Source organism: Alicyclobacillus sacchari, assembly GCF_004366795.1.
Lineage (GTDB): Bacteria > Bacillota > Bacilli > Alicyclobacillales > Alicyclobacillaceae > Alicyclobacillus > Alicyclobacillus sacchari.
On record NZ_SORF01000003.1, the window covers coordinates 142,877 to 168,966 of the forward strand.

Here is a 26,090-nt window from a genome sequence, read left to right on the forward strand (position 1 = left end):
ATCGCCGCAGGGCGAGCATTAGCGCAATGCCTCCGCACCGCCGACGATTTCCGCAATCTGTGTCGTAATGGCCGCCTGGCGCGCCCGGTTGAGCGAGAGCGTCAGGTCCGAGATGAGTTCCTTCGCGTTGTCGGTCGCGTTGCCCATTGCCGTCATGCGCGCTGCGTGTTCCGACGCCTTGGCGTCGAGCACAGCCTGATAGACGAGCGTTTCCGCGTAACGCGGCAACAGAGCGGCCAACACCGCTTCTTCATCCGGCTCAAATTCGTATATCCGACGCGGGCCCTTTGCCTCGTCGGCGAGGCTGTCGAGCGGCAGCACCTTCTTGACGATGGGGCGCTGCGAAGCCGCATTGATAAATTCGTTGTAAATGAAGTACAGCTCATCGAACTCCGCGCGTTCGTACGCGCCGACAATCGCCTCCGCGAGATGGCGGATGGAATGGTATGTCGGGGAGTCCGCGAGATCAACCACGTCGGCGGCGACGGGAAAGCCGCGGCGGCGGAAGTAATCGCGCCCGCGTTTACCTACGGCATATATGGCAAACGTCGCCTTGTCCCTCTTGCCAAATTCCTGCATCGCCGCGCGCACGACCTGTGCATTGTAAGGTCCGGCCAAGCCGCGATCCGCGGTGATGACCAGATAACCTGTGCGTTTCACAGGTCGGGACGCGAGCAGAGGATGCTTGACGTGTCGCGCCGACTGCGACAGGTTGGAAAGCATTTCTTGCATCTTCGCCAAATATGGCTTCGACTGCTGAACAGCATCCTGGACGCGGCGCAGTTTCGCTGCCGCCACCATCTCCATCGCCTTCGTGATCTGCGACGTGTTGCGCACACTCTTGATGCGGCGTTTGATGTCGCGCATGTTTTGTGGCATTGTCCGAATTCACCACCTTGGGAGGTCGTCGCCGACCCCATATCGTGCACTCGCGCCGCGCGGCCCGCACATCCCGGGCCGCGCCGACAACGTCACCGTTCTATCGTCAGGCGACAAACGTCGCCTTGAACTTGCCAATCGCTTCTTTGAGAAGAGCCACCGTGTCGTCTTCCAACGACTTGCGCTCTTGCATTTGTGCGAACACCTGTGGGTATTCGCGATCCAAAAATGCCAGCCAATCGCGCTCGAACTTGAGCACCGCCTCGACAGGAATGTCGTCGAGGTAGCCATTGACACCCGTCCACAGCGAAGCGACCTGGCGATCGAACGTCAGCGGCTGGTACTGGGGCTGCTTTAACAATTCGGTCATGCGCTCGCCTCGGCGCAGGGTATCCTGCGTCGCCTTGTCCAAATCGCTGCCAAACTGCGTGAACGCCTGCAATTCGCGATATTGGGCGAGATCGAGCTTCAGCGTACCGGCGACCTTCTTCATCGCCTTCGTCTGTGCCGACGAACCGACGCGCGACACCGAGCTGCCGACGTTGACCGCCGGGCGCACGCCTGCGAAGAAGAGATCGGCTTCCAAGAAGATTTGGCCGTCCGTGATCGAAATCACGTTGGTCGGAATGTACGCCGAAATGTCACCCGCTTGCGTCTCGATGAACGGCAAAGCCGTGAGCGATCCGCCACCGTTGGCTTCGTTCAACTTCGCCGCGCGCTCCAGCAAGCGAGAGTGCAAGTAGAACACGTCGCCAGGATACGCTTCGCGGCCAGGCGGACGGCGGAGCAACAGCGACATTTCGCGGTAAGCCGCAGCTTGCTTGGACAAGTCGTCGTAGATGACGAGCGCGTGCTGACCGTTGTACAAGTAGTACTCGGCCATCGCGCAGCCTGCATACGGTGCCAAGAACAAAAGCGGAGCCGGTTCCGAAGCGCTCGCCGCGACGATGGTCGTGTATTCCAAAGCACCATGGCGGCGCAGCGTTTCGACGACCTGTGCAATGGTCGACTGCTTTTGGCCAATGGCGACATAGATACACTTCACGTCTTTGCCTTTTTGATTGATGATGGTGTCCAGCGCGATGGCCGTCTTACCGGTCTGACGATCGCCGATGATGAGCTCGCGCTGACCGCGGCCAATCGGAACCATCGAATCAATCGCTTTGATGCCTGTCTCGAGCGGCTCGTGCACCGACTTGCGGACGATGACGCCAGGAGCCGGCGATTCGACAGGGCGATACATCGTCGTCTCGATGGGGCCCTTGTTGTCGATGGGCTCGCCAAGCGCGTTGACGACGCGCCCGAGCAAGGCGTCACCAACAGGCACCTGCACGAGGCGACCGGTGCGCTTCACCTGCTCGCCTTCCTGGATGCCGATGACGGATCCGAGGACGACGACGCCGACGTTGTCTTCTTCAAGGTTCAGGGCCATGCCGTAGGCGCCACTTGCAAACTGCACCAATTCACCGGACATGACGTTGTCGAGCCCGTACAGGCGCGCAATTCCGTCGCCGACGGAGAGCACCGTGCCAGTCTCGCTGACTTGCACCTGCGCATCAAACTGCTCTATCTGTTGTTTGATCAGGGAGCTGATCTCATCCGGACGAATACTCAACGTGTTCCCTCCTTACGGACTGCACCGTGCAGCAGGCGATCGCGAAACTGACGGAGGGCGTTTTGCGTCGTCGCGTCGAGCACGCGATTGCCCACCTGGATCCGATACCCTGCAATCAATTCGGCGTTCTCGCGGACGCGCGGGACAATTTGCTTGCCATACGCCTGCGACAACCGCGTCACAATCGCCTGCTCCTCCGCCTCGGTCAACGGCTGCGCCGTCTCGATATCGATCGCCAGCCTGCCGTGCAATTCATCGACCAGTTCGCGGTAACGCGCCGCGATCGCGCCGACATATGCCCCGCGTCCTCGCTTCAATAAAATCGCTACGAATCGGCGCACGTCCTCGCGCAGCGACCCGGTCACAATTCGCTCTATCGTCGATAGCTTCACATCTGTCGGAAGAATCGGGTTGGACAACAACTGTCGAAACGGCTTGCTCACGCGAATGGCTTCTGCAATTTGCACAAGCTGGGCATCGATCTCGTCGATCACCCCGTGTTCTTGTGCAAATGCGAGCAAGCCGCGCGCATAACGATTGACGACTGCGCCGCTTAGCATACGAGTTCACCCAACCGCTTTTCTGCCTCGGCCACCATTTCGCGATGCAGTTCCGGCGACACGTGGCTGTGCAACAACTTCGCCGTCAGCTCGACAGACAGCTCTGCAACGCGCTGTGTCACGGCTGCCAAGGCTTCGTCGCGCTCGCGAACGATAGCCTGGCGATTCTCCTCCAGAATGCGAGAGGCTTCTTCTTCCGCCTTCAACAAAATCTCTCTGGCCTGCTCATCTGCGCGCACGCGCGCCGCATCAAGCAGGTTTTTTGCTTCCTTGCGTGCTTCTTCGAGCAACTGACGCTGCTCAGCCAGTAAGCTTGCCGCCTCTTCGCGGCTCTTTTCCGCCTCGGTAATCTGTGATTCTACGTGTTGTCTACGCTGATCTAACATCTTCGCCAACGGCTTAAATGCAAACCGCTGGATGAAGAAAAACACAATCAGGAACGAAATGATGGAAAAGATAAACGTCCCGACCTGAAAGACGCCACCCATGTGCGACGACACTCCCTTCTGCTATGGATTCGCGCTTCGCCAGGGCCCTGCCTCGCCGTGGAATCGCTCCAACGGCAAGATTAGAACGCACCCTTGGTGAAGAGAATGATGATGCCGAACGCCAACGCGATGACGGGGAATGCCTCAACCAACGCGACGCCGAGCAGGGCGCTTGCAAAGATGGAACCACGTGCTTCCGGCTGGCGCGCAACGCCTTCCACGTACTTGCTCATGACAAGACCGTCGCCAACACCGGAACCAACAGCCGCCAAACCCAACAAGAGTGCGACGGCAATGTCGTAAATCGCTTTTACCAAATCCAATTGCATGTCAAGATATCCTCCTTAGTCGCTGCGAATGGTATGAATTGCGCCAACACTGCGCACATGGTGCGGTTAAGCCGCGCTTTGCGCGCAAGACCACCCCGCAGGGGTATGAACGCATGTCCGAACCGCGGCCAACTTCGTCGCGATCGTCAATGGTGTGCGTGGCCTTCGAAAGATTTGTTGCCGACGTACAGGCACATCAGGATCGAGAACACATAAGCTTGAATGGTTGCGACGAACCCACTGTAGAACAACCACAACACGATGAGCGGCAACTGCCACGGAATCCAGTGGAGCGCAAATGGCGCGCGCAACATGATGCCGAGCAAGGCTTCACCGGCGAAGATGTTACCGTAAAGTCGCATGCCGTGCGTCAACGGATTCGTGATTTCTTCGATCACCGCCAGCGGCGATGGGGAGTAGAAATGGCGCAGCCACTGTTTCGGATGGCGCAAGCCGCGCGCGTGGCTGATGACCCAGACCATGATCGCCAAAGCGAGCGCCATGCTCATGTTCGACGTCGGCGAGTCAAACAACTCGATATCGCCTTTGGAACCAGCGAGATCGGACGGGCTCAATCCCCACACGGACATATGCGGATTGAAATGCACCGTGATGCTCATAATGAGCCCGAGCCAGTTCGCGACGAACAGGAAGAGCAACATGACGAACGCCAGCGGCAGAATGAAGTTGACCGATTGTTCGGTTGGCATCGTCTCGCGGGCCATGTTGGTCGCGAATTCAGCCGCCCATTCGATCAGATTCTGCAAACCGCGTGGCCGCCGCATGTCCATGCGGGCCAAGCCCACACGCAACACGACGAAAATAATCAGCCCCGTCAGAAAAATGGTGGCGATCACCGTGACATTGGTCTGCCAAATCGTCCCCGCGAATAGCGTTGGGAATACCGGCACTGTCTCACCTACTTTTCTGTGGATTGGTCACTCGGGTTCCTGGCATAACTGTACAATCCGGCAAATACGAAGGCGAACCCCAGCACATACCCAACGAGCGCAGTGTACGGATTGAACAGCGTTTTAAATTTCAGGGAAATAATCATGATGAGGACGATCAGCACGAGGCGCGAGAACATCCCCAGCATCCCTGACGCAAACAGAGCCGGCCCTTGCATATTGTCGTTGTGATGTCCTTGGCGAATCATGCTGAGCACGACAAACAGACCGCCGAACTCTCCGAGCAGGAGTCCACTGAAGATGGTCCGCAACCCACCCAGAACACCCAAGCATACAGCAGTCAGGCCCATAAACACCAACCAAGAGACGGTAATGGCGCGCAGGCGTTTGTTCAACCGTTCTACATTCATGGCCTGTCTCCTAGAATCTGTTTGGCGAGGAACGCAAGCCCCGAAGCACCGACGACAACACCGACCATGACCCCGAGAATCGTCAGCCAGACATGATGGGTCTGTGCGCCGATGTAGTGTCCGAGGATGCCAAACCCGACAATACTGCCTCCAAGTTGCAGAATGGCCCCAGAGAAAACAGCAAACGTTTTCCAGACACTAGGTTCTTGACGCTGTTCTTGACGCTCATCACGCGTCTTTGGACGCTGTTCGTCTGCGAACGCACACACCACCCAGTACAGGATGAAGAGAGGGACATGATTGATGAATGTAGTCTCATCGCGGTGTTGGTTGTGCGATTTCACCGACCATTATTCATATGATTACCGTTTGCAAGCCAGGATAACCATACGAAGGAAGGCGTTTCCAGAAACGGATGCGCTAGCTCACCTGTCTCGTAGTGTGAAACACCCGGTTTTTACGGTGAAATGCCAGAACCCTCGCCTATAGTACACTAGCGTGAAATTCGCTGTCAACGGCTCCATCAAGCTTCTGTTTGGCCGATGACGGCAGGATTTCTACGTTTGTTCACAATTGCGCGGCCAAGCCAAATCCCGATTGGCCGCCGCTTTGCGCAGCTCCATATCTGGAATTGAAAGCGCAAGCAGCAGCCCCTGGCTTAAAATAGCCTCTCGCCTTCCAAATAACGAAATGGCTGCGGCCGCTCGGCACGCCCGAAATGGTGCAGAATCGCCTGTACGATCCGCTCGGAGGCGCGACCGTCGCCGTACGGATTCTTCCGCCCTGCCATGTCCGCATACACCTCGGCATCCGTCAGCAAGGTGCGCGCCTCGTGAAAGATGGCGTCCTCGTCGGTCCCCACCAACTTCAACGTTCCCGCCTCGATGCCTTCCGGCCGCTCCGTCGTGTCGCGCAACACGAGCACAGGCACGCCGAGAGATGGCGCCTCCTCTTGAATGCCTCCCGAATCTGTGAGAATCAGTGTCGATCTCGCCATAAAGTTGTGGTTGTCGACAACGCCCAGCGGATCCAGCAGGTGAATGCGTGGATGCCCGCCGAGGATCGCAAACACGGTATCCCGCACCGTCGGGTTGAGATGCACCGGATAGACGAGATGGATGTCGTCGGCGAGATCGACCACACGACGCGCCGCCCGGCAGATGTTCTCCAGCTTTTGACCCCAGTTCTCACGGCGATGCGATGTCATGTAGACGAGCCTGCGCCCCTCCGGCATCGTATCCAGCACCGGGTGCTTGTACTGTTCGCGCACCGTCGTCCGCATCGCGTCGATCGCCGTATTGCCCGTCACGAAAATGGCGTTCGCCGAACGCCCCTCGCGCTCCAGGTTGGCCGCCGACAAATCGGTCGGGGCAAAAAACAGATCGCCGAGCACATCCGTCAGCTGCCGGTTCATCTCTTCCGGGAACGGACTGTACTTTTGATACGTCCGCAGCCCCGCCTCGACGTGGCCAATGGCAATTTGCTGGTAGAACGCGGCGAGCGCAGCCGCGAACGTCGTCGTCGTATCTCCGTGCACGAGCACGATGTCAGGCTTGCGATCCGCCAACACCCGCTCAAGTCCGCGCAAAGCTTTGGTGGTGATGGTGGCAAGCGTCTGACTCGGTTCCATGATGTCGAGATCGTCATCCGTCTTGACATCAAACACCTCGAGCACCTGATCCAGCATCTCGCGATGCTGCGCGGTCACGCAGACGAGTGATTCGATGTCCGGGTGGCTTTCAAGAGCCTTGACCAAGGGCGCCATCTTCACGGCTTCCGGGCGCGTGCCGAACACGGTCATGACGCGCACTGGCGCTGTACTCAAATGTGGTTCCTCCTTCACCCTGCATCCGACCGCCGAACGCTCGGCATCCCGGGCAGGGTTTCACTTCGTGCCAAACAGCCTGTCCCCCGCGTCGCCCAGCCCTGGCACGATATATCCGTGATCGTCCAGGTGATCGTCCACAGCGGCCACGTATATTTCGACGTCCGGATGCTGCTCTTGCACCGTGGCAATGCCTTCGGGTACAGCGACCAGGCACATCAATTTCGGTTCGCGTACGCCCCGCTGTTTGACGGCCGTGAGCGCCGCAGCCGCCGATCCGCCCGTGGCGAGCATCGGATCGACAACAATGACATCGCGATCCGACACTTGTGCTGGCAACTTGCAGTAGTATTCAACCGGCTGCAACGTCTCAGGGTCGCGGTACAGACCTATATGACCGACTTTGGCCGCCGGTATTAAGTTCAAAATACCTTCGACCATGCCAAGCCCCGCGCGCAAGACTGGCACAATCGCCAACGTCTTGCCGGCAATCACCTTCGTTTTCGCCGTGGCCACGGGCGTTTCCACCGTGACCTCCGTCAGGGGCAAATCGCGTGTGATCTCATACACCATCAGCATGGCCACTTCCTGCACAAGGGCCCGAAACTCCTTGGTGCCAGTACGCTTGTCCCGAATGTGTGTCAACTTGTGCTGAATCAGCGGATGGTCCAATACGTGGACTTGTCCCAACAGGAACGCCCCTTTACGAAAGTTCACCGCCCGTTTCCGGGCGGCTCTTGATGTCACTCGCTATGTTTGTCATTCTACATAGGACAGATTTGGATACAGTGGGAAGCGCGCCGTCAACTCCGCTACCTGTTGGCGCGCCTGCGCCTTAACCTCGTCCGTGAAGTCGCCCTGCAAAACGAGTTTAAAGATGTGCGAGATGTCCATCATCGCCCCGACATCCATGCCGCGCGAGGTCGCCGCCGGCGTGCCAACGCGGATGCCGCTCGTCACCATCGGGCTTGCAGGGTCAAACGGAATCGCATTTTTGTTGACCGTGATGCCAATCTCGTCGAGCCGCTTCTCCGCCTCTTTGCCCGTGAGGCCGACGTTTCGCACATCCATGAGCAGCAAATGGTTGTCCGTGCCTCCCGAAACGAGCGTGAAGCCGTGATGTTGCAAGGCTGTCGCCAAGGCTTGCGCGTTCTTGATGATCTGTTGCTGATACGTCCGGAACGCCGGCTTCAAAGCCTCGCCAAACGCAACCGCTTTGGCCGCAATCACGTGCATCAGCGGCCCCCCCTGGACACCAGGGAAAATCGCCTTGTCGATGGCCTTTGCAAACTCCTCCTTGCAAAGAATGAGGCCGCCGCGCGGGCCGCGCAAGGTCTTGTGTGTCGTTGATGTCACAAAATGCGCGTGCGGGACCGGCGACGGGTGCAGGCCTGCCGCAATCAAACCCGCGATGTGGGCCATGTCGACCATGAAATAAGCTCCCACCTCGTCGGCAATGGCACGCATCTGTGCAAAGTCGATCACGCGCGGATACGCGCTCGCACCCGCGACAATCATGCGGGGTTTGTGTTCCAGGGCCAATCTGCGCACCTCGTCATAGTCGATGCGATGCGTCGTTTCATCGACGCCATAGGCGACGAAATGGTATAGCTGGCCAGAAAAGTTGACCGGGCTTCCGTGTGTCAGGTGACCGCCGTGCGCGAGGTTCATCCCGAGCACCGTGTCTCCAGGCTTGAGCACGCTGAAGTAGACGGCCATGTTCGCTTGCGCGCCACTGTGCGGCTGTACGTTCGCGTGTTCCGCACCGAACAGTTGCTTGACGCGGTCGATAGCCAGTTTCTCGACGACGTCGACATACTCGCAACCGCCGTAGTAGCGACGGCCAGGGTAGCCCTCGGCGTATTTATTCGTCAACACCGAGCCAAGTGCGGTCAGGACCGCCTCGCTCACAAAGTTTTCGGATGCGATAAGTTCGATATTCCCTTGCTGCCGCTTCAATTCCTGCTCCATAGCAGCCGCGACATCAGCGTCAAAACGCTGCAGATTGTTCGTCAATTTGCGCACTCCTTTCGCTCTTGGCGCACGCAAATTGGCGTGCTGCACAAGCCTTGTTCACCTTCATCTTACGGTTCGGAGCCGGAGTGCACAAGGGGAGTTTTGTCAATTGTCGATATCTGCAGAAGAATGGCGAGAACCATCCAGCCCGGCGCGCCTGCGCGCTTCATCGCGATCGTACACGGCGCGTGTTCCGCCGATGAGCGGCGGGCGCGATCTCGCCATGGTCACATGCGCCTTGCCAATCTCGCGCACCTGACTGCGCACAGGCACAGCCACCGGGCGCAAGTGCATCCCGATCAACGTGTCGCCGATGTCGATACCCGCATCTGCCTCGACTGCATCGACCAAGCAGGCGTCAGCGATGGCCCAAAACGCGGCAGCCGCGACGGCGCCGCCAGCGCCTGGCACAGGAAGCGCAGATACTTCGCGCCATCCCCTCCGCTTTGCATACGCCTGTGAGACGACGAGCGCGCGATTGAGGTGCTCACAACATTGGAAAGCGACCTGGCAACCCGCGTCTGCGGCAAATGCCAGAACGGCGTCGACGATCGCGTGCCCGACGGCCATGGACGTCGCGGTGCCGATACGCTGCCCCACGACTTCGCTCGTCGAGGCGCCAACCACCAGTAGCGTATCGCGGCCAATGTGGGCCGCTTGGTAGAGGTCGGCCAGCGCGATCGGCAAATCGCGGCGCACCTGCTCGACGGCCAACGCTTGCACACTCGCAGCCTCAGTTTGCTTCGTTCGATCCGCCATCTTGCGCAGCCTCCTCCCGCAGTCGGCGAAACGCCTGCTGTACCAGTTCGAACAAGGAATCGGCACAAGCCTCGTACGCATGTGCGCCGCCGCCAAACGGATCGATCACGTCCTCTGCCTGTTCCTCCGGCCACCGACGCGCAAACGCAGTCAACGTGTGAACCTTGTGTGCAGCCCCCGGAAACATCTCAAGTAACGCTTGTCGGTGTCCCTGGGTCATGACGAGGACGACATCAGCCTGCTGAAGGAGCTCGTGCGTCAAGCGCTTGGCCGCATGCGTCGGCGCGACGACGTGCCGACGGATCAGGACATCGACGGCATGGCGCGTCATCGGTTGTCCATCCAGTGCGTACAGACCGGCTGAATCGACGTTCCACAGGACGCCTTCCTGTGCCGCCAAATGGCGCAGGAAGGCCGCAGCCATGGGACTGCGGCACGTGTTGCCGGTGCAAACAAATAGGATGTTCATCTTCTTCACCTGGATTATGGCGTTCGTGTCATGTCATGTTCTTTGAGGTTCTGTTTTCAGTATATCCGCGCCAGATTGACCGATGCAACGAACGCTCAATGCCGCCTTAGTGCAAGAAACCTATACCGCAAAGTATCAGGATGCATGCCCCCCCCAGTTCGCCATAGTGGCCGATGGCCCGGCCGAACTTGCGGCCAATCATCAGGCCGACACCGCACATGCAACAACTGACTACGCCAAATGCGATGGCGGATGCGGCTCCGTAAGCAGCACTGCGCAGCCCAAGACTGAATCCGACGGAGAGCGCATCGATGGACACGCTCCCCGCAAACACCGCGATGGACAGCAGGCCGTCAAGGGCCCGCGGGCGCTTCTCTTCTTTTGAAAAAAGCGTGTGATACGCCATATGTACACCGAGCCCGATGATGAGCAAAGCGCCAAACCACTTCGCAACGGCCCCCAAGTAATCACCCAACCAATCGCCGAAGCCGATACCAACGAGCGTCAGCGCAATGTGAAATACTGCGATGAATCCGCACAGTTGCACTGCGGTTTTGCGCGAAATGGAGCCAAGGCCTACCCCAATGCTCAAAGACAGTGCATCCATACCCAAGGCAAGGGACATCATCATGATTTCAAAGAGATCGTCCACATGAGACAAAGCGGCGCCTCCTTTGCTAACTAGTCCCATGTGTATGCACCGCCATGTGGGGTCATGCGGGCAAGCTCACGGCGGAAGCGGGCAAACGGCGACCTCCCTCCCTGCGTAAGGAGCATAATTGGCCGCGATTCCACACAACCTGTGTATGCATTCCACTTATAGGAAGTTGGTGTCCGAGTTGCAGCGATTCGCCCGATGCGCAATCATTCCCGTTGTCCTCTGCCTGTTCGCAAGTTCACTCTCCCTGCGGGCGCCAGCTGCCGCAGCCGCGACACCGGCCACGCCTGTAGGGCCTTCCCATGTGGCGATGCCAGTAGCTGGGACGCCCCACTTCGTGCGGGTGCTTGCAACCCATGTCGATGTGTCGGATCACTCGCTGGTGCTTGTCGTCTCGCCCGCCGCAGTTGGTGATCATGGCGATGGCGCGATCGACGTCTGGCACCGCGAAGGCTTGGCGAATTACGCGCACGCACATCGGCCAAAGGACACAAAGGCAACAGCCATGCGCATCCTTGCCGTCGATCAAGCCGGGCACATCGTCGGGGCTGCAAATGTCGGTGAGCCGCAGCGCGTGGCCGCAGATGTCGACGACGAAAGCGCCGAGCTGTCGCTCGGTCAATCGCTGCCCCTGCCTCCGCCTGGCACGACGCTCGATCCGCAACTGCAGCCGATGGCCGCGGTATCTGCACCCGATGCGGCGAAAACATCGGCCATTATCAATGCAGCGGAAGCACAGATTGGCAAACCACTCGTTTGGGGAGCTAACCTCGAAGCGGGTGAAGCAGGATGCGACCCAGCGACGTTCGTCGCTTACGTGTACCGCCATGCCCTTGGTTACATCCTGCCAGACGATCTGATGCAGCTGTGGGATACGGTCGGTGTCAGCGTGCCGGTGTGGGACTTGCACCCTGGCGATCTCGTCTTCTTCGACAATGGGTCAGTGGTGGGCATTTATTGCGGTGGCGATCAGATGATAGCGTGCGACGCCCAATTGGGCGCCGTCGCTCGTGTATCCATTGGTCCTGAGAGCAACTGGGGCAAGCGAATTGCAGACGTGCGCAGACTCTATTAAGGTCCGCACGGTCATGACTGCATGGACATGTGTTGGGCTTGCGCGCGGCCCTGGAGATGGCCGGTCAAAAGCACTATCACAACGATGCCAATGGGAACCCACACCGCTTCATAGGACCATTTGGCAATGAGTGCACTCGAGATGGCGGCGCCAATGCCGTACGCGACAATGGCGCCGAGCCACATCCAGACCATCGCGACGGATGTCGACTCGAACGGCTTGCCCTCGAGAGCGGCAGAATGATGTCGCGCCCTGCCAACGGCTTTCCAGACGGCCGTTTCGACCAACCCTGTCAGTGTGCTGGTGATAACCGTCGTGGTGATCCCATTCACACCAATTCTGCGAGCAGTCGAGCCTTGTACCCCCATCGCGAAGGCCAAGACAAACAGAAGCAGGTTGACAATCTGCTTAATCTGCGCGGCCGTCAGGCACTGCGTCAGCACCCAGAAAGCAATTAACGCTGCCAACTCAAGGCAGAGGGTGCCTGTCACGGCGTGGCTCCAGCCGTTTTCACGGCGACGGCGAGTCATGACGAGGGCCGCGCTTGCCGCGCCCACGGCAAATCCGAGAAGCGCGACGGCGTAGCGCAAGGCGAGCCAGCCGTGGCCAGCGGCGACGGCAATCCCGCAGAGAACCGTGTTGCCGGTCATCGCAGCGGTGAAGACTTGGCCAAGCCTCAAGAAGCTGATGGCGTCGACACAGCCCGAAACCACGGTCAACAACATTAACAGCACGCGCGTAGTCGGCATGGTCAGCACAGAGTCTCTCACACCCTTCGGGCGATCTCGTAAGTGAAAGAAACGCGAAGAGAAAATTTCGTCAGTTTCCCGATCTTTGCTCTATCATACCACGCATCCCCTGGTGAATCCCCCTCGCAATCTTCGACGAAATGCGGGATAATGACTATAAATTTGACAAAACGAGGCGATGGGCCATGTTCAAACGGCCATTCACATTTGATAAAAAACGATATTGGCAAGTCGGGATCGGCGCCGCGGCTGCCATCGCCGTTGCGGTCTGCGCGTTTTGGGATGTAAGCGGCGGATCGTCACAGGCGAACAACGTGGGAACGACAGTCGCCGTGACCCCGGCGACAGGCCCGATTCATCTGGTTCCAACCAATGAACCTGCATGGTCTCCGAATGAAACGGTGACCGACGCAGCCACCAATCCTCTCTTGACACAACCGAATGTGTCGACACCGACGTCGAGCCAACCGAGCCCGACGCCTGTTCAAACAAGCTCAGGCACAGGAACAAACACGACGTCTACTGGGTCAGCGACGCCGGCTAACAACACGGCAAACACGACAAGTACCCCAACCAATAGCACGTCGCTTGGCAACACCAGCGTGACAAACGTGACGGGCGTTACGAACGGCAGTTCGAGCACGGCGTCGCCTGGTACGTCGGCGGTAGGCGGTCTGAACTCGACGAACAACAGTTCTGGATCAACGCCTGCACAGACCGGTTCGCAAACAGGCAGTGGGACAACCGGCAATCAGACGGCGCAAAGCCCAAACACAAACTCGACAACAGGTTCCAACACGACCATCGCCACAGGTGGCACCGGCACCTCGCACACGGGATCTCCCATCAATGGGACAAGCACCGGCTCAGAGAGCCCGATGAGTGTATCGGGCTCAAGCCCTACGGCGAGCAGTGCGGCGCCGAGTCAAGCGCTTTCGCAGGCATCCGCGCAATAACAATGTTCTGCGAATAAAGCGACTCACTCCGTCTGCCGGGTAACAGCCGAAGTAACAACGAAAACAGGCTCGCAGCGGCAAATGCCCGGCGAGCCTGTTTTCGTACCGAAATCTATATGATGAATGCAAACTGTGATGTTGAGTCGCGTGTGCAACCCGCTTCAGGCCGATGTACGCTGGCCTTTGGCCGCTACTTGCGCCAACAGCGCCTCTGCTTCCTCGGAGTCTTTATGCACCATTTTGTCAACCATCTTGTTGCCAATCAACAACGCCGAACCCACAACCACAATCAACGCGACCGTAATGACCGTCAAAACGATCTGCATCCTTCTCATCTCCCGTTTGCATCTTTCCTGCTTGGCAAGGCCATTATATCGGCTCACTTTGCGCAAGTCAGGCGATGAAAACGGCTTCAAAACACTTGTCGCACTTTGTTCGAATCGGCGCCGAACTTTCGCCACACATCTGTATGATTTTGTATGGAAGTACTGTACCGCCCATTCCGCAAACGATCCGGAACCGCGTTCGACGCGTCAATCGACTCGCCGGACGCGGCCTGATGCAGCCTTCTGCAGGCGATTCATGACGGCCGTGCTGATGCCATGTGCGGGATCGACACCGTACACCAGAATGTCCGTTGCTCCGGCCCTGTCGAACTTGCGCAACAGCTCGTACAAAGAACGGGCCAAAGCTGCGGCGTAGTCGTCGCTTGGCAATGCAGCCAGGCGATCCGCTGGCACGCGCCATTCGAAGCGGCTGACGAAGTCCTGCGGCGCGATCAGCGCTGGAACAAGCGATGCTGCATCCGTCCCGTCGCCTTCCCTGTTAAGGAATGCACGCATGGCGGACGCGATGGCCACCTCCTTGCCCCACCACACATGGACCCGCGCATTTGGCGCATAGTGGCGATACTTCATACCTGGTGAAAGCGGGACGGCGTCGAGATCGAACACATCTGCGGCAAACAGAACCGGACGCTGTATGGTCTTTGCGATCATCTCTTGCGTGACGCCGCCTGGGCGCAAGATGCGCGCGCAATCGGACTCAAGCAACAACACGGTCGACTCGACGCCAATGGCAGTCGCCCCACCGTCAATGAGCCAATCGATGGTGTTGGCCAAGTCTGCGGCCACCTCGTCGGCCGTCGTCGGACTCGGGCGACCGGAAAGATTGGCGCTCGGTGCGGCAACCGGAACACCGGCCTCTGCGATCAGCGCGCGTGCGACAGGATGGTTTGGCATGCGCACGCCGACGAGTTGTTGCCCTGGCCGTACCGATGGCGCAATCTCTGGGCCTGCCGGCAGAAGCAAAGTCAAGGGACCAGGCCAAAAGGCCTGCATCAGCTTGCGCGCATCCGCATCCAGCTGATAACCAACCGGCAAACAGGCGTCGAGTTGGCTTTCGCTTGCAATATGCACAATGAGCGGATTGTCGACAGGCCGCCTCTTGGCTGCAAAAATACGGCGCACCGCCGTGTCGTCAAGCGCGTTGGCGCCAAGGCCGTACACCGTCTCCGTCGGGAATGCAACTAGGCCGCCCGCTCGCAAGCTCGCCGCGGGCGCTGCCACACGCCGCCGCAGTTGGACTTCGTCACGCAGATCGTCGATTGCGCACCTGTTCATGGCCAACCTCCTCAACTGTCGTCAGGGAAAAGACAAACAACAATCAGTGAAACATGTGCGTCAACGCATGGTAGATTTCTTCACCGTGATCGACCGTCCAGAGCCGCACCTGCACAGGCTGCTTCTTGCCGGAAGCTGTCGGCACGTCGATGGTCTCAAGCGGCGGCAAATCCGGGAACGATCCGGTGTTTGGCACCGCGTCTCCCTCCGTGATATCGACGAAACAAAGCGGCGGATAAAGCACACACCACCAGTTCGCGCCTTGCCCTTTACCGATGATAATCCGCAAGGCGTCATAGTTGCCTGCGGGATACACGTCATTTCCATATATTTTGGTCGGGAACGGAACCTCGCCAACGTTCGCCGTAATCGGTTCATACACGCCATGCTGATGTTCCACCGCGATCGCGGTCGCTTGAATTTGCGGCAAATGCGATTCGACGATTTCCTTGGCCATGGCGGATGACGTCGCATGCTGCACAAGCTGGCCCACCTGCTCTACCACGGCGTTGCGAATCTCGAGCTTCAGCGTCTGATCCGCTTGGCTGTCGCTGTTTGCGATGATGCGCAAGCGCAGTGCGTCCTGCGGAATGGTCTGGGCATGTGGGGTCGCAATGCCGTGCAACAGATTGTCGTTTGCCTCGTTGCCTGCCGTGTGTGCCATCACCGTCCGCCCTGCCCCGATACATAACGCCGCTGCCATCAAAAAACCAATCCAGCGCTTCGCAACTCCCATCTGCCATCCCTCCTGCATTCTCTAGCAGTCAGTATGGTCAGAAGCTAGCGAAGTTAAACAGGCTGGTAGAAAAGATACTAGAGTCGCCTGCATGCACCCTCGGGCATGCTGTTGCCTGCTTACGTCGTGTGGCGCACAATCGTCACGACGCGCTCGATCCCGCGGAGATCCCGAATCACCTCGATGGCAAAGCCGTTTGCCTGCCAATGCGCAAATAGGCCCGCCACGTCTGGCGCCTGCCCGCAACCAACCTCAAGGAACACGCCAGCCTTACCGTCGGCCAATACACCTGGCGGCAAAGCGGCCAGTTGCCTGTATAGCAGAAGTCCATCGGCGCCGCCATCGAGCGCAAGGCGCGGTTCATAGGCGCGCACCGAGGGCTCCAGGCCCTCTACGTCCACACTGGGTATGTATGGGGGGTTCGACACGATGGCATGCCACCTGCGCCCCACTTCGGCCTCTGCCATCAACCATTCCAGCCCGTTGGCAAGTATCCACTCGACGTCAGCCTGCAAACGTTCGCCATTTGCTTGTGCAACGGCGAGCGCATCGCAGGCGAGATCGACTCCTGTTACACGCAAATGCGGACAGGCGAGCTGCAAGGAGATGGCAATGCAGCCGGAGCCCGTGCCGAAGTCGAGGACCTGCGCCCCAACCGGCAGTGAACGGACAAACTGCACTGCAGCATCGACGAGGATCTCCGTATCCGGCCGGGGAATCAAACACCCCGGACGGACGGTGAACGTATGCCCGTAAAAATCGACGCTGCCAAGGATATAGGCGAGAGGCTCGCCGACTGCACGGCGCACCGCCATGTCCACCGCCGCTCCCGCTGTTTCCGGCGTGACTTCATCGCGCAAGGATTGCAGCATTTGCAGACGGGTCCAACCAGCTGCGCGGCGCAGGATCTGCTCCGCCTCACTCTGTGCCTGATGGGTTCGCTCACCGGGGGCGAGATGGGCATATGCCGACGACGATGACAAGCGCTCCGCCAGCGTTCGCAAGAGCGCCGCGACTTGCACTGGTTTTGTCATGCCTCTTCCGCCTGCAGCATGGCCGCCCGATCCGCGACAATCAGCCCTTGAATGATTTCGTCCAAGTCGCCGTCGAGCACGGCCTCCAGCCTGTGCAATGTCAGGCCGATGCGGTGATCGGTGACACGGCTTTGCGGAAAGTTGTACGTGCGAATGCGTTCGCTGCGATCCCCTGTCCCGACTTGACTCCGGCGAGCCGCCGCCTGTTCCTCCTGCTGCTCGCGCGCAGCCTTTTCATACAGGCGCGCACGCAAGACACGCATCGCCTTCTCGCGGTTTTTCAATTGCGATTTCTCATCCTGGCACGAGACGACAATACCCGTGGGCAAGTGTGTGATCCGCACGGCCGATTGCGTTGTGTTCACGCTTTGTCCACCTGGCCCCGTGGAGCAAAACGTGTCGATGCGAATGTCCTTTTCCTGAACGTCGATCTCAACCTCTTCGACCTCTGGCAGAACCGCGACCGTCGCTGTCGAAGTATGGATGCGACCGCCAGACTCGGTAACGGGAACGCGTTGGACGCGATGTGTCCCACTCTCGAACTTCAACTTCGAGAACGCACCCTTGCCGTGAATGGCCATCGTGACTTCGCGAAAGCCGCCCATGTCGGTGTAGTTGGCATCGATGACTTCGACCTTCCAGCCGTTGGCCTCGGCATAACGCTGGTACATGCGCAACAGCGTACCGGCGAACAATGCTGCCTCTTCACCGCCAGCTGCCGCGCGAATCTCGAGAAACACGTCCTTATCGTCATTCGGGTCCTTGGGTAACAGCAAAATTTGCAACTGCTCCTCAAGCCTCAATCGCTCGGCCTGCAAATCTTCGAGTTCCGCACGTACAAAGTCGCGCATCTCGTCGTCCAGCTTCTCCTGCAGCATCGCCTTGGCCTCTTCGATCGCGCCGACGACCTGTTTCCACTGGCGATACGCCGCAACCGTCTCCGCCAGATCTGCTTGCTCCTTCGCGTACGTCCGCAGATCACCAGGGTTATTCATCACCTCAGGGCGGCAGAGTAAATCACTCAGATGCTCAAAACGCTCCTCCATGCTTGCCAGGCGCTCGAACATCGCCATCACCTCCCGCCTCATCGAGATCGCAAACATGCGTGCATGACAAAAAAGCCAAAGTCAACTCCGCTGCTCGCCGCGCCGTCGCCGGGCGGCCATGGAGCCAACCATGGCTTTTTCGCTGCACGCTCATTACCGTTGCGCTTGCAAACCGTACTTCTTGTTGAACTTGTCCACACGTCCGCCGGCGTCGATCAACTTCTGCTTGCCCGTGAAAAACGGATGGCACTTCGAGCAGATTTCTACACGAATGGCCTCTTTGGTCGAACCCGTTTCAAACGTTTCGCCGCAAGCACAGGTCACGGTGACTGTATGGTAGGACGGATGAATACCCGTTTTCATGTTTGTTCACCCCTATCTCGTTAAAACACACTGCAATGAATTATAACAAAGATGCAGTGATATGTCACGCAATATGGCCATCTGCTTTTTGGAATATACGTGCATTCACATTTCACAGATCGCAAAAACTCATGCAACTTTGGAGAACTTCTTCAACAGGATATGCAGTTTTCCTACACGTAATGGAGACGAGACAGGCTGCTCGATATCCTGAATTTGCACGACAAAACATTGCAAAGGATGGATGCAGATGAAGAGCAAATTCGTGTTTTCTTGTCTCGGCGTGATTGGATCGCTATTAGTCATGGCCAGTCCCGCTTACGCGGCGGCTGCGAACCATGATGCGCCCGTCGCATCTCCTGCAACCGCAACGACGTCGACCGCGAACCCGTCGTTCGGCTTCCTGCCCGACTGGCCGGATGACGATTGGGAGTAACCAGCGCCTGACACCCGCCCGGATTGCCCACAGGCCTGCCCGCCTGTGGGCTCTTTTGGTGGAGAGACGCGAGTTGCCAAGGGATGAACGTGTATATCCGCGGCCAATCAAACGCAATCAGTTCTGCGCGCCGACAGGCGGATTCGTCTGCGCAGCGGGTTTGCGCTCAGCGGGACGGTTGAGGGACAGGCTGTCGAGAAACTCTTTGTTTGTCTTGTAGTGCTTAAACTTACGCAGGAACATCTCTGTAAAGTCTTGATTGTCGCCCATCGACTTCCGAATGGCCCACACTTTCTCCAATTCTTCCTTCGGCATCAACGCCTCTTCACGGCGCGTGCCCGAGCGGCGGATGTCGAGAGACGGGAAGACCCGCTTCTCGGCCAGCTTCCGGTCGAGATGCAACTCCATATTGCCAGTGCCTTTAAACTCTTCGTAAATGACGTCATCCATGCGCGATCCCGTGTCGATCAAAGCGGTCGCGAGGATGGTCAAGCTGCCTCCCTCTTCGACGTTACGCGCAGCACCAAAGAAGCGTTTGGGCCGGTGGAATGCAGCGGGATCAATACCGCCAGAAAGGGTGCGGCCGGACGGCGGGACGACAAGGTTATAGGCCCGTGCAAGCCTCGTCAGACTGTCGAGGAGAATGACCACGTTTTGCTTGTGTTCGACGAGGCGAAGCGCCCGTTCCAGCACCAGTTCAGAGACTTTAATGTGATTTTCAGGAAGTTCATCAAACGTGGAAGCCACCACTTCCCCTTTGACGGAGCGCTGCATATCCGTAACTTCTTCTGGACGCTCATCAATCAAGAGAACAAACAGATGCGCATCCGGATAATTGGCCGCAATACTGTTGGCGATTTCCTTGAGGAGGACGGTCTTGCCCGCCTTGGGCGGCGCGACGATCAGCCCGCGCTGTCCAAATCCAATAGGGGCAAATAGATCAATCAGCCGCGTTGCAATTTTGTCGGGCGTCGTCTCCATGACAACTCGCTCGCTGGGGAAAAGCGGGGTCAGGGCCGGAAAATGCAGGCGCTCAGCAGCAGCCTCTGGACTGTAGCCGTTGACGGCCTCGACGTGGAGCAAGCCAAAATACCGCTCATTTTCTTTGGGCGGACGCACCTTGCCACTGACGAGATCGCCAGTGCGGAGGTCGAAACGGCGAATTTGCGAAGCCGCCACATAGATATCTTCTTGGCTCGGAAGGTAACCTACTGGCCGCAGAAAACCGTACCCATCCTGCATGATTTCGAGCACGCCGGCGGCAAACATCAAACCATCGCGCTCCGCTTGCGCCTTGAGAATAGCAAAAATGAGTTCTTTTTTCTTCATCGTCCCGTAATACGGGATTTGGAATTCCTTCGCGTACTTGTATAACTCTGTGAGTTTTTTCTCTTCAAGTTCACGGATATCCAAAATCGTCCCTCACATTCTTCTTGCGCTGTCTGATCACAACATCGGACCTACATTTGTACATCTATGTCAAACAAACCGACTGTTCTGTACACAGCCGTCTGCATGCAAGCGTTTGTATCCATATACTTTTGGGGACCGGATTGGCTTTTCGATGTTTGAGGCGTTCTATCTACACTCTTTCATTGTCCGATTCAGCACATCAGGAAACGAGATGAGAGAGGTGTATGTGTGCGCCGATGATGAGGTGCACGGAAGTTGAAGCGTATCCCCCCACGGAATCGAATGATTCTGCGGCTATATGTAGTATAAACAGGTGCGGGCCGTTTCACAAGCGGTGGACGCATTTCGTTGATGAAGAGACAAAGAACTGGGCACCGGCTCATCCGGTGCCCGTCGATTTTACTTCTTTTGCAGCTTGCTCCAGTCTGCCAGGAAGCGTTCGATACCACGGTCCGTCAATGGGTGTTTGACCATCTGGTCGTACACGCCAAACGGAATCGTCGCGATGTGCGCACCTGCTTTCGCAGCCTGCGTAACGTGCATCGGGTGGCGCACACTCGCTGCAATGATCTCGGTCTCAATGCCGTGGATGTCAAAAATCTGAGCGATGTCGGCAATCAACTCGACGCCATCGACGCTGATATCATCCAAACGGCCAATGAACGGACTGACGAATGCGGCACCTGCGCGAGCAGCCATCAGCGCTTGGTTCGCACTGAAGATGAGCGTCACGTTTGTGCGAATGCCGCGCTGCGCCAATTGGTGAACGGCCTTGAGGCCTTCGACCGTCATCGGCACCTTGATTACGATGTTTTTATGAATTTCCGCGAGTGGGAGAGCTTCTTCCACCATGCCCTTCGCATCGAGGCTGACGACCTCTGCGCTAATGGGCCCGTCGACGATCTCGACAATTTCCTTCAGGACTTGAACGAAGTCGCGCCCTTCTTTCGCCACGAGGCTCGGATTCGTCGTTACGCCGCTCAAAATCCCCATCTCAGCCGCGCGACGGATCTCGTCGACATTCGCGGTGTCAATGAAAAACTTCATGCTCCTCATCCTCTCCTAGACTGTTTATGGAGCCGCCCGCAGGGTGGTTGCGGCCGCTCTCCTCATGCGAGATGAACCGCCGGACGACTTCTCTACGGATATATCATACCATGTTCACGCGGAATCATCTCTCCGAAGCAGCCCTGTCCATTGTAAAACTCGCCCGGCTAACTGTCCAACTGCGATCGAACAGCTCGACGCAGCTCATCAATGTCAAACGGCTTCGTAAAATGCGCGACGGCCCCCATTTCCATCGCTTCGTGAATCAAGTCCAATTCGCCGTACGCCGTCATCATAATGACCTTGGAGTCCAGCTCGAGCTTCCGGATGTTGCGCAAAATTTCGAGCCCATCCATCCCTGGAATCTTCATGTCCAGCAGGATGAGGTCAGGCTTTTCTTGCTCCGCGATTTGCAGTGCAGTCACCCCGTTTGGCGCCTGGAAAATTTCATATCCTTCCCGCTGCAACACTTCCTGAAGAAGGACTCGGATGCCAAACTGGTCGTCGACAACCAGTACCTTGTACGCCATGCAAACACCCTCTTCATTAGCTCAACTCGTCACGAGTTATGTTCGGCACGCCCGAAAAGAACTCCTGTCACGCTTGTCCACACGACACCAGATCAAGCGAGACGGCCATCCTTCAATCGTTCATGCTCAAGGGCGCTGCTGATCGTTTTGATACCGGAGACTCGCCGTCACGAATTCGCGGAACAGTGGTTGTGCACGGTTGGGCCGCGATTTGAATTCTGGGTGGAACTGCACACCGACAAACCAGCGATGCTCCGGAATTTCTACAATCTCGACCAGGCGTCCGTCTGGCGACGTACCCGTGACGCGCAAGCCGTGTGACTCTAACGTCTCCCGGAAGTCATTGTTGAATTCGTACCGATGGCGATGGCGCTCGGACGCCCATTCGGATTGGTACGCCACACGCGCGTTCGAGTTGTCCAGCAGGCGGCACGGATACGCACCCAACCGCATCGTGCCTCCCTTGTCCTCGACTTCCTTCTGTTCAGGAAGCAGGTCGATGACCGGGTACGGTGTCCGCGGATCGATCTCGCTTGTATGCGCCCCCGCCATCTTCGCCACGTTGCGAGCGTACTCAATCACGGCGATCTGCATGCCAAGACAGATGCCAAAGTACGGGATGTTGCGCTCGCGCGCATAGCGGCAGGCGATAATCTTGCCCTCAATACCGCGGTCCCCAAAGCCCCCCGGCACCAAAATGCCGCCTACGCCGGAAAGGAGCTCGTCCACGTTGTCCACGGTGACGTCTTCTGAGTTGACCCAGCGAATTTGTACCTGCGCGTCGTTCTCAAAGCCGCCGTGCTGGAGTGCAGCGACGACACTGGCATACGCGTCTGGCAATGCCACGTATTTACCCACGATTGCGATCTCGACCTTTTGATGCAGCCGCTTGATGCGTTCGACCATCTTCTCCCATTCACGCATGTCGGCTGGCGGCGCGACGATGCCGAAGTGGCGCAGGACGATATCGTCGAGCCCCTCTTCCCGCAGCCAAAGCGGAACCTCGTACAGAACATCAGCATCCCGCGCCTCGATCACACTGTCTTCGTCCGTATCGCAAAACAGGGCAATCTTGCGTTTAACGTCCTGGCTGAGCGGTACTTCTGTGCGGCAGACGATGATGTTCGGACTGATGCCGATGCTGCGCAGAGACGCCACGCTATGCTGCGTCGGCTTGGTCTTGACCTCACTCGCCATGCGTAAATATGGAATCAGCGTCACATGGATATAAAGCACGTTGTTGCGCCCGACTTCGCCCTTCATTTCGCGAATAGCCTCGAGGAACGGTTGGCTTTCAATATCGCCGACCGTGCCGCCGATCTCGGTGATGACGATGTCGGTATCAGGTTTCGCAGCCTGCATGACGCGTTCCTTGATCTCGTTGGTGACGTGCGGAATCACCTGCACTGTGCCGCCCAGGTAATCACCGCGGCGCTCCTTTTGAATGACGGACCAATAGATGCGTCCGCTCGTGACGTTGTTGGCCTGACTCAAATCGTTATCGATAAACCGTTCGTAGTGGCCAAGGTCCAAATCGGTCTCGGCACCGTCATCGGTGACAAACACCTCGCCATGTTGGTAAGGGCTCATCGTACCGGGGTCGACGTTGATGTATGGATCAAACTTCTGAATCGTGACGTTGAGGCCGCGGTTTTTCAACAACCGGCCGAGACTGGCGGCGGTGATGCCTTTACCCAACCCGGAAACCACGCCACCGGTCACGAAAATATACTTTGCACTCATCACACCCGTCCTCCTCAAGTTGGTCCCATGGCCTACAGACACACAAAAACAGCGTTCCGGATGCATCCAGAACGCATAGCGAAGAAGTAGGGGAGGACGTCAGTCCTCCTCTTCCTCTTCGTCATCCTCATCCTCGTCGAACAGCGGTGATTCTTCATAGTCTTCGTCTTCTGCCAGCACTTCTTCCTCATCTCCGTCAACAGCGTCGTCGAACGGAACTTCGTCGTCAGCCGGCACCTCTTCGTACTCGCTCTCTTCATCGAGCACGCTATCTTCAAATTCTTCTTCGTCTTCGTCCTCATCACCGAAGGCATCGCCCGTCTTGCGGATAAACTTCTTGCCGCTAAGCCGTTCTGCCGTTCTATCGGTCGGATACCAGCGGTTGAGTCCCCAGATGTTATGACCGATGCAGACAAACCGCCCATCGATGTTGATCTCTGTGAAGACTCGCGCAATAACTTCTTTGACTTCATCGTCTGACATATGGCGCAAGTCCTGAATTTCCTTCATGATTTCACGAAAGTATATCGGCTCCTTGCGGGCCTTGAGAATCTCGTACACGAGTTCGACCAAAGGCATTTGTTGAATCTCGTGATCCGGCCGCGCCAACGCAATTGCCATGTTACGACCTTCCCTTCTCACCGGGCTGCTACACCAACCACGCCTACCCATCACAAATACATGGATTATAGCACAGCCAAGATGGCGGCGCTATGCACATTCGCCACCAAATCGGCATGTGAAATCGGTTTACCCGTCAGTATCTGCAGCCATTTTACCCAACTATAGGGGCATCTACACAATCGGCCCGCGACGTGCCATAACCGCCCCCTGTGTGCACCGGTCAAACTGGTTTCGTTCTGCCAAACTGCGGCTTGCGCTTCTCGCGGAACGCCGCCATCCCTTCGCGTGCATCCGGCGCCGCGAAACAAAGGCCAAACTGCGACGCCTCCAAGGCCTGGGCCCGCACCGGATCCATGCCTACGCCCGCATACGCAAGGCGCTTGATGGCCGCCACCGCGGACGCGGACTGCCCGGCGAGTCGTTGCGCCAGAGCCATGCCCGCCGCCAGGAGCTCCGCTGCCGGCACCACCTGTGACACGAGGCCGTAACTGAATGCCTGCTCTGCGTCGATCCGCTCGCCGAGCAACATCATGTGCAGCGCACGGCCAAGGCCAATGGCGCGCGGCAAGCGCGACGTGCCACCAAAACCAGGATTGATGCCGAGTCCGACTTCGGGCAGCGCAAACTGTGCATCTGTTGCTGCCAATCGAATATCACAGGCTAGCGCCAATTCAAGCCCCCCGCCAAAGGCGCCGCCGTGTACCAACGCGACGACCGGAATGGGCAACTGCTCAAGCGCGGAAAAAATCCGTTGCCCGAGCCGTGCAAACGACTCTGCCTCCGCAGGTGACAGGCCCTGCATCTCGGCGATGTCCGCACCCGCACAGAACATCTTGCCTTCCCCGCGAATGACGAGTGCACGCACATCGGTGTTGCCGACCAGCATCGCGAGACGTGCTCCGAACTCAGACAACACGGCTCGACTAAGCGCATTGCGCGACTGCGGCCGATCCAGCGTCAATACGCCAACCTCACCTTCCACGCGCCAATCAATCAACGATTCTCCCATCTCTTCCCCATCCCTTCACTCAAGATCTTGCAAACGGCCTTACCTGCACGCCCGCCTCCGCGAGCCGTTCGCGGATGCGCTTGGCAAAGGCAACGGCCTGTGGACCATCGCCATGAAGACAAACCGTGTCCGCACTCACCTCCAGCCACTCCCCCGTTCGCGCACGGACCTTTCCCGCGCAGACCATGGTGAGCACCTGTTCGCAGGCTTCCTCCAAATTTTCAATCAGCGCATCCGGATGCCGCCGTGGTGTCAGTTGCCCGTTCGCCTCATAGCGCCGATCCGCAAAAACTTCGTGACCAACGGTGAGGCCACACGTCAATCCAGCCCTTGCCAAACAACTCGCAAACGGTGCATACAACACCAGCGCCGGATCGAAATCTGCGACGGCCTGTGCGATGGCGCGGGCGATCTCCGGATCGACAGCGGCGCGATTGTACAAGGCGCCATGCGGTTTCAGATGGTGCAGCGTCGCGCCCGCAGCGCGCAAAAATGCCGAGAGTGCCCCGATTTGGTACAGCACATACACGTACACTTCACTGGCCGTCAGCGCCATGTCGCGCCGCCCAAATCCCTGTAAATCGGGGTAGCCGGGGTGGGCGCCGATAGCGACCCGGGCGTCTTTTGCGAGCTTGACGCTCCTCCACATCACCTGCGGATCGCCCGCATGCATACCACAAGCGAGATTGGCCGACGTCACGCAACCCATCAACTGCTCGTCTGCCCCTAAGTCATAGACGCCAAAACGCTCGCCGAGATCGGCGTTCAAATCCACAGCAGGCAAGCTG

At 58.0% G+C, this 26,090-nt stretch carries 31 protein-coding genes; 3 read left to right on the plus strand and 28 right to left on the minus strand.

Annotated features, from left to right (window positions below; all coding sequences use genetic code 11):
- Window positions 1–18: 18 nt before the first annotated feature.
- The 14 genes from atpG to C7445_RS04420 all read right to left on the minus strand — a co-directional run bounded on the left by atpG (window position 19) and on the right by C7445_RS04420 (window position 10,913).
- Window positions 19–879, minus strand: coding sequence for an ATP synthase F1 subunit gamma (atpG, locus tag C7445_RS04355; RefSeq protein ID WP_134158818.1), 861 nt, complete (start codon window positions 877–879; stop codon window positions 19–21).
- A 106-nt stretch (window positions 880–985) separates the two neighbouring features.
- Window positions 986–2,494 (minus strand): F0F1 ATP synthase subunit alpha, encoded by a 1,509-nt coding sequence (gene atpA, locus C7445_RS04360; protein ID WP_134158819.1) that lies wholly within the window; start codon window positions 2,492–2,494, stop codon window positions 986–988.
- Entirely contained in the window at window positions 2,491–3,054 is a 564-nt protein-coding gene (gene atpH, locus C7445_RS04365) for an ATP synthase F1 subunit delta (protein ID WP_134158820.1), read from the minus strand. The genes atpA and atpH overlap by 4 nt, the downstream gene beginning before the upstream one ends.
- Window positions 3,048–3,542, minus strand: coding sequence for a F0F1 ATP synthase subunit B (atpF, locus tag C7445_RS04370; RefSeq protein WP_134158821.1), 495 nt, complete (start codon window positions 3,540–3,542; stop codon window positions 3,048–3,050). The genes atpH and atpF overlap by 7 nt, the downstream gene beginning before the upstream one ends.
- An 80-nt stretch (window positions 3,543–3,622) precedes the next feature.
- Window positions 3,623–3,871 carry an ATP synthase F0 subunit C gene (atpE, locus tag C7445_RS04375; protein ID WP_006445901.1) on the minus strand — a complete coding sequence of 83 codons (249 nt, stop codon included), beginning with the start codon at window positions 3,869–3,871 and terminating at the stop codon, window positions 3,623–3,625.
- Between the two features lie 146 nt (window positions 3,872–4,017).
- Window positions 4,018–4,782: a F0F1 ATP synthase subunit A gene (atpB, locus tag C7445_RS04380; protein WP_134158822.1), complete on the minus strand. Its 765-nt coding sequence runs from the start codon at window positions 4,780–4,782 to the stop codon at window positions 4,018–4,020.
- 8 nt (window positions 4,783–4,790) lie between these two features.
- Window positions 4,791–5,192, minus strand: coding sequence for a hypothetical protein (locus C7445_RS04385; RefSeq protein WP_040288645.1), 402 nt, complete (start codon window positions 5,190–5,192; stop codon window positions 4,791–4,793).
- Entirely contained in the window at window positions 5,189–5,536 is a 348-nt protein-coding gene (locus C7445_RS04390) for a hypothetical protein (protein ID WP_243834940.1), read from the minus strand. The genes C7445_RS04385 and C7445_RS04390 overlap by 4 nt, the downstream gene beginning before the upstream one ends.
- A gap of 314 nt (window positions 5,537–5,850) precedes the next feature.
- Window positions 5,851–6,993 (minus strand): non-hydrolyzing UDP-N-acetylglucosamine 2-epimerase, encoded by a 1,143-nt coding sequence (wecB, locus tag C7445_RS04395; RefSeq protein WP_134158936.1) that lies wholly within the window; start codon window positions 6,991–6,993, stop codon window positions 5,851–5,853.
- A gap of 84 nt (window positions 6,994–7,077) precedes the next feature.
- Complete coding sequence (gene upp / locus C7445_RS04400) at window positions 7,078–7,707, minus strand: uracil phosphoribosyltransferase (protein WP_134158823.1); 630 nt, start codon at window positions 7,705–7,707, stop codon at window positions 7,078–7,080.
- A 69-nt stretch (window positions 7,708–7,776) separates the two neighbouring features.
- The gene (locus C7445_RS04405) at window positions 7,777–8,988 is read right to left on the minus strand and encodes a serine hydroxymethyltransferase (protein WP_243834958.1); all 1,212 of its coding nucleotides are present in this window, start codon (window positions 8,986–8,988) and stop codon (window positions 7,777–7,779) included.
- A gap of 150 nt (window positions 8,989–9,138) precedes the next feature.
- Window positions 9,139–9,792, minus strand: a complete 654-nt coding sequence (locus tag C7445_RS04410; RefSeq protein ID WP_134158824.1) for a TIGR01440 family protein — start codon at window positions 9,790–9,792, stop codon at window positions 9,139–9,141.
- Entirely contained in the window at window positions 9,767–10,261 is a 495-nt protein-coding gene (locus C7445_RS04415; RefSeq protein WP_134158825.1) for a low molecular weight protein arginine phosphatase, read from the minus strand. The genes C7445_RS04410 and C7445_RS04415 overlap by 26 nt, the downstream gene beginning before the upstream one ends.
- Before the next feature lie 106 nt (window positions 10,262–10,367).
- Window positions 10,368–10,913, minus strand: coding sequence for a manganese efflux pump MntP (locus tag C7445_RS04420; protein WP_243834959.1), 546 nt, complete (start codon window positions 10,911–10,913; stop codon window positions 10,368–10,370).
- Window positions 10,914–11,091: 178 nt separating this feature from the next.
- Between C7445_RS04420 and C7445_RS04425 the strand changes: the two genes are divergently transcribed.
- Entirely contained in the window at window positions 11,092–11,994 is a 903-nt protein-coding gene (locus C7445_RS04425; RefSeq protein ID WP_208320834.1) for a C40 family peptidase, read from the plus strand.
- A gap of 11 nt (window positions 11,995–12,005) precedes the next feature.
- Here the strand turns inward: C7445_RS04425 and C7445_RS04430 are convergent, their stop codons facing one another.
- Window positions 12,006–12,743 carry a YoaK family protein gene (locus tag C7445_RS04430; RefSeq protein ID WP_243834960.1) on the minus strand — a complete coding sequence of 246 codons (738 nt, stop codon included), beginning with the start codon at window positions 12,741–12,743 and terminating at the stop codon, window positions 12,006–12,008.
- A 185-nt stretch (window positions 12,744–12,928) separates the two neighbouring features.
- Between C7445_RS04430 and C7445_RS04435 the strand changes: the two genes are divergently transcribed.
- Entirely contained in the window at window positions 12,929–13,699 is a 771-nt protein-coding gene (locus C7445_RS04435) for a hypothetical protein (RefSeq protein WP_134158829.1), read from the plus strand.
- Window positions 13,700–13,860: 161 nt separating this feature from the next.
- Here the strand turns inward: C7445_RS04435 and C7445_RS14515 are convergent, their stop codons facing one another.
- From C7445_RS14515 to rpmE, 6 genes are all read right to left on the minus strand, one after another.
- On the minus strand, window positions 13,861–14,025 hold the full coding sequence (locus tag C7445_RS14515) for a hypothetical protein (protein WP_166668993.1): 165 nt from the start codon (window positions 14,023–14,025) through the stop codon (window positions 13,861–13,863).
- 207 nt (window positions 14,026–14,232) lie between these two features.
- On the minus strand, window positions 14,233–15,321 hold the full coding sequence (locus C7445_RS04440) for an L-threonylcarbamoyladenylate synthase (protein WP_134158830.1): 1,089 nt from the start codon (window positions 15,319–15,321) through the stop codon (window positions 14,233–14,235).
- 43 nt (window positions 15,322–15,364) lie between these two features.
- Window positions 15,365–16,057: a stage II sporulation protein R gene (spoIIR, locus tag C7445_RS04445; RefSeq protein WP_134158831.1), complete on the minus strand. Its 693-nt coding sequence runs from the start codon at window positions 16,055–16,057 to the stop codon at window positions 15,365–15,367.
- Window positions 16,058–16,176: 119 nt separating this feature from the next.
- Window positions 16,177–17,091 carry a peptide chain release factor N(5)-glutamine methyltransferase gene (gene prmC / locus C7445_RS04450; protein ID WP_134158832.1) on the minus strand — a complete coding sequence of 305 codons (915 nt, stop codon included), beginning with the start codon at window positions 17,089–17,091 and terminating at the stop codon, window positions 16,177–16,179.
- Window positions 17,088–18,158: a peptide chain release factor 1 gene (gene prfA / locus C7445_RS04455; RefSeq protein WP_134158833.1), complete on the minus strand. Its 1,071-nt coding sequence runs from the start codon at window positions 18,156–18,158 to the stop codon at window positions 17,088–17,090. The genes prmC and prfA overlap by 4 nt, the downstream gene beginning before the upstream one ends.
- 132 nt (window positions 18,159–18,290) lie before the next feature.
- Window positions 18,291–18,500, minus strand: a complete 210-nt coding sequence (rpmE, locus tag C7445_RS04460; protein ID WP_134158834.1) for a 50S ribosomal protein L31 — start codon at window positions 18,498–18,500, stop codon at window positions 18,291–18,293.
- Between the two features lie 250 nt (window positions 18,501–18,750).
- Between rpmE and C7445_RS04465 the strand changes: the two genes are divergently transcribed.
- Window positions 18,751–18,936, plus strand: coding sequence for a hypothetical protein (locus tag C7445_RS04465; RefSeq protein ID WP_134158835.1), 186 nt, complete (start codon window positions 18,751–18,753; stop codon window positions 18,934–18,936).
- A gap of 117 nt (window positions 18,937–19,053) precedes the next feature.
- Here the strand turns inward: C7445_RS04465 and rho are convergent, their stop codons facing one another.
- The 7 genes from rho to C7445_RS04500 form a co-directional block, all read right to left on the minus strand.
- Window positions 19,054–20,349 carry a transcription termination factor Rho gene (rho, locus tag C7445_RS04470; RefSeq protein WP_134158836.1) on the minus strand — a complete coding sequence of 432 codons (1,296 nt, stop codon included), beginning with the start codon at window positions 20,347–20,349 and terminating at the stop codon, window positions 19,054–19,056.
- Window positions 20,350–20,748: 399 nt separating this feature from the next.
- A complete protein-coding gene (gene fsa, locus C7445_RS04475) occupies window positions 20,749–21,396 on the minus strand; it encodes a fructose-6-phosphate aldolase (protein WP_134158837.1) in 648 nt (215 codons plus the stop codon).
- Window positions 21,397–21,563: 167 nt separating this feature from the next.
- Complete coding sequence (locus tag C7445_RS04480) at window positions 21,564–21,926, minus strand: response regulator (protein WP_006445927.1); 363 nt, start codon at window positions 21,924–21,926, stop codon at window positions 21,564–21,566.
- Between the two features lie 126 nt (window positions 21,927–22,052).
- Window positions 22,053–23,669: a CTP synthase gene (locus tag C7445_RS04485; RefSeq protein ID WP_134158838.1), complete on the minus strand. Its 1,617-nt coding sequence runs from the start codon at window positions 23,667–23,669 to the stop codon at window positions 22,053–22,055.
- A 99-nt stretch (window positions 23,670–23,768) separates the two neighbouring features.
- A complete protein-coding gene (rpoE, locus tag C7445_RS04490; RefSeq protein ID WP_134158839.1) occupies window positions 23,769–24,290 on the minus strand; it encodes a DNA-directed RNA polymerase subunit delta in 522 nt (173 codons plus the stop codon).
- Between the two features lie 223 nt (window positions 24,291–24,513).
- On the minus strand, window positions 24,514–25,302 hold the full coding sequence (locus C7445_RS04495) for an enoyl-CoA hydratase/isomerase family protein (RefSeq protein ID WP_134158840.1): 789 nt from the start codon (window positions 25,300–25,302) through the stop codon (window positions 24,514–24,516).
- 19 nt (window positions 25,303–25,321) lie between these two features.
- Window positions 25,322–26,086, minus strand: coding sequence for a 5-oxoprolinase subunit PxpA (locus C7445_RS04500; protein ID WP_134158841.1), 765 nt, complete (start codon window positions 26,084–26,086; stop codon window positions 25,322–25,324).
- Window positions 26,087–26,090: the final 4 nt, after the last annotated feature.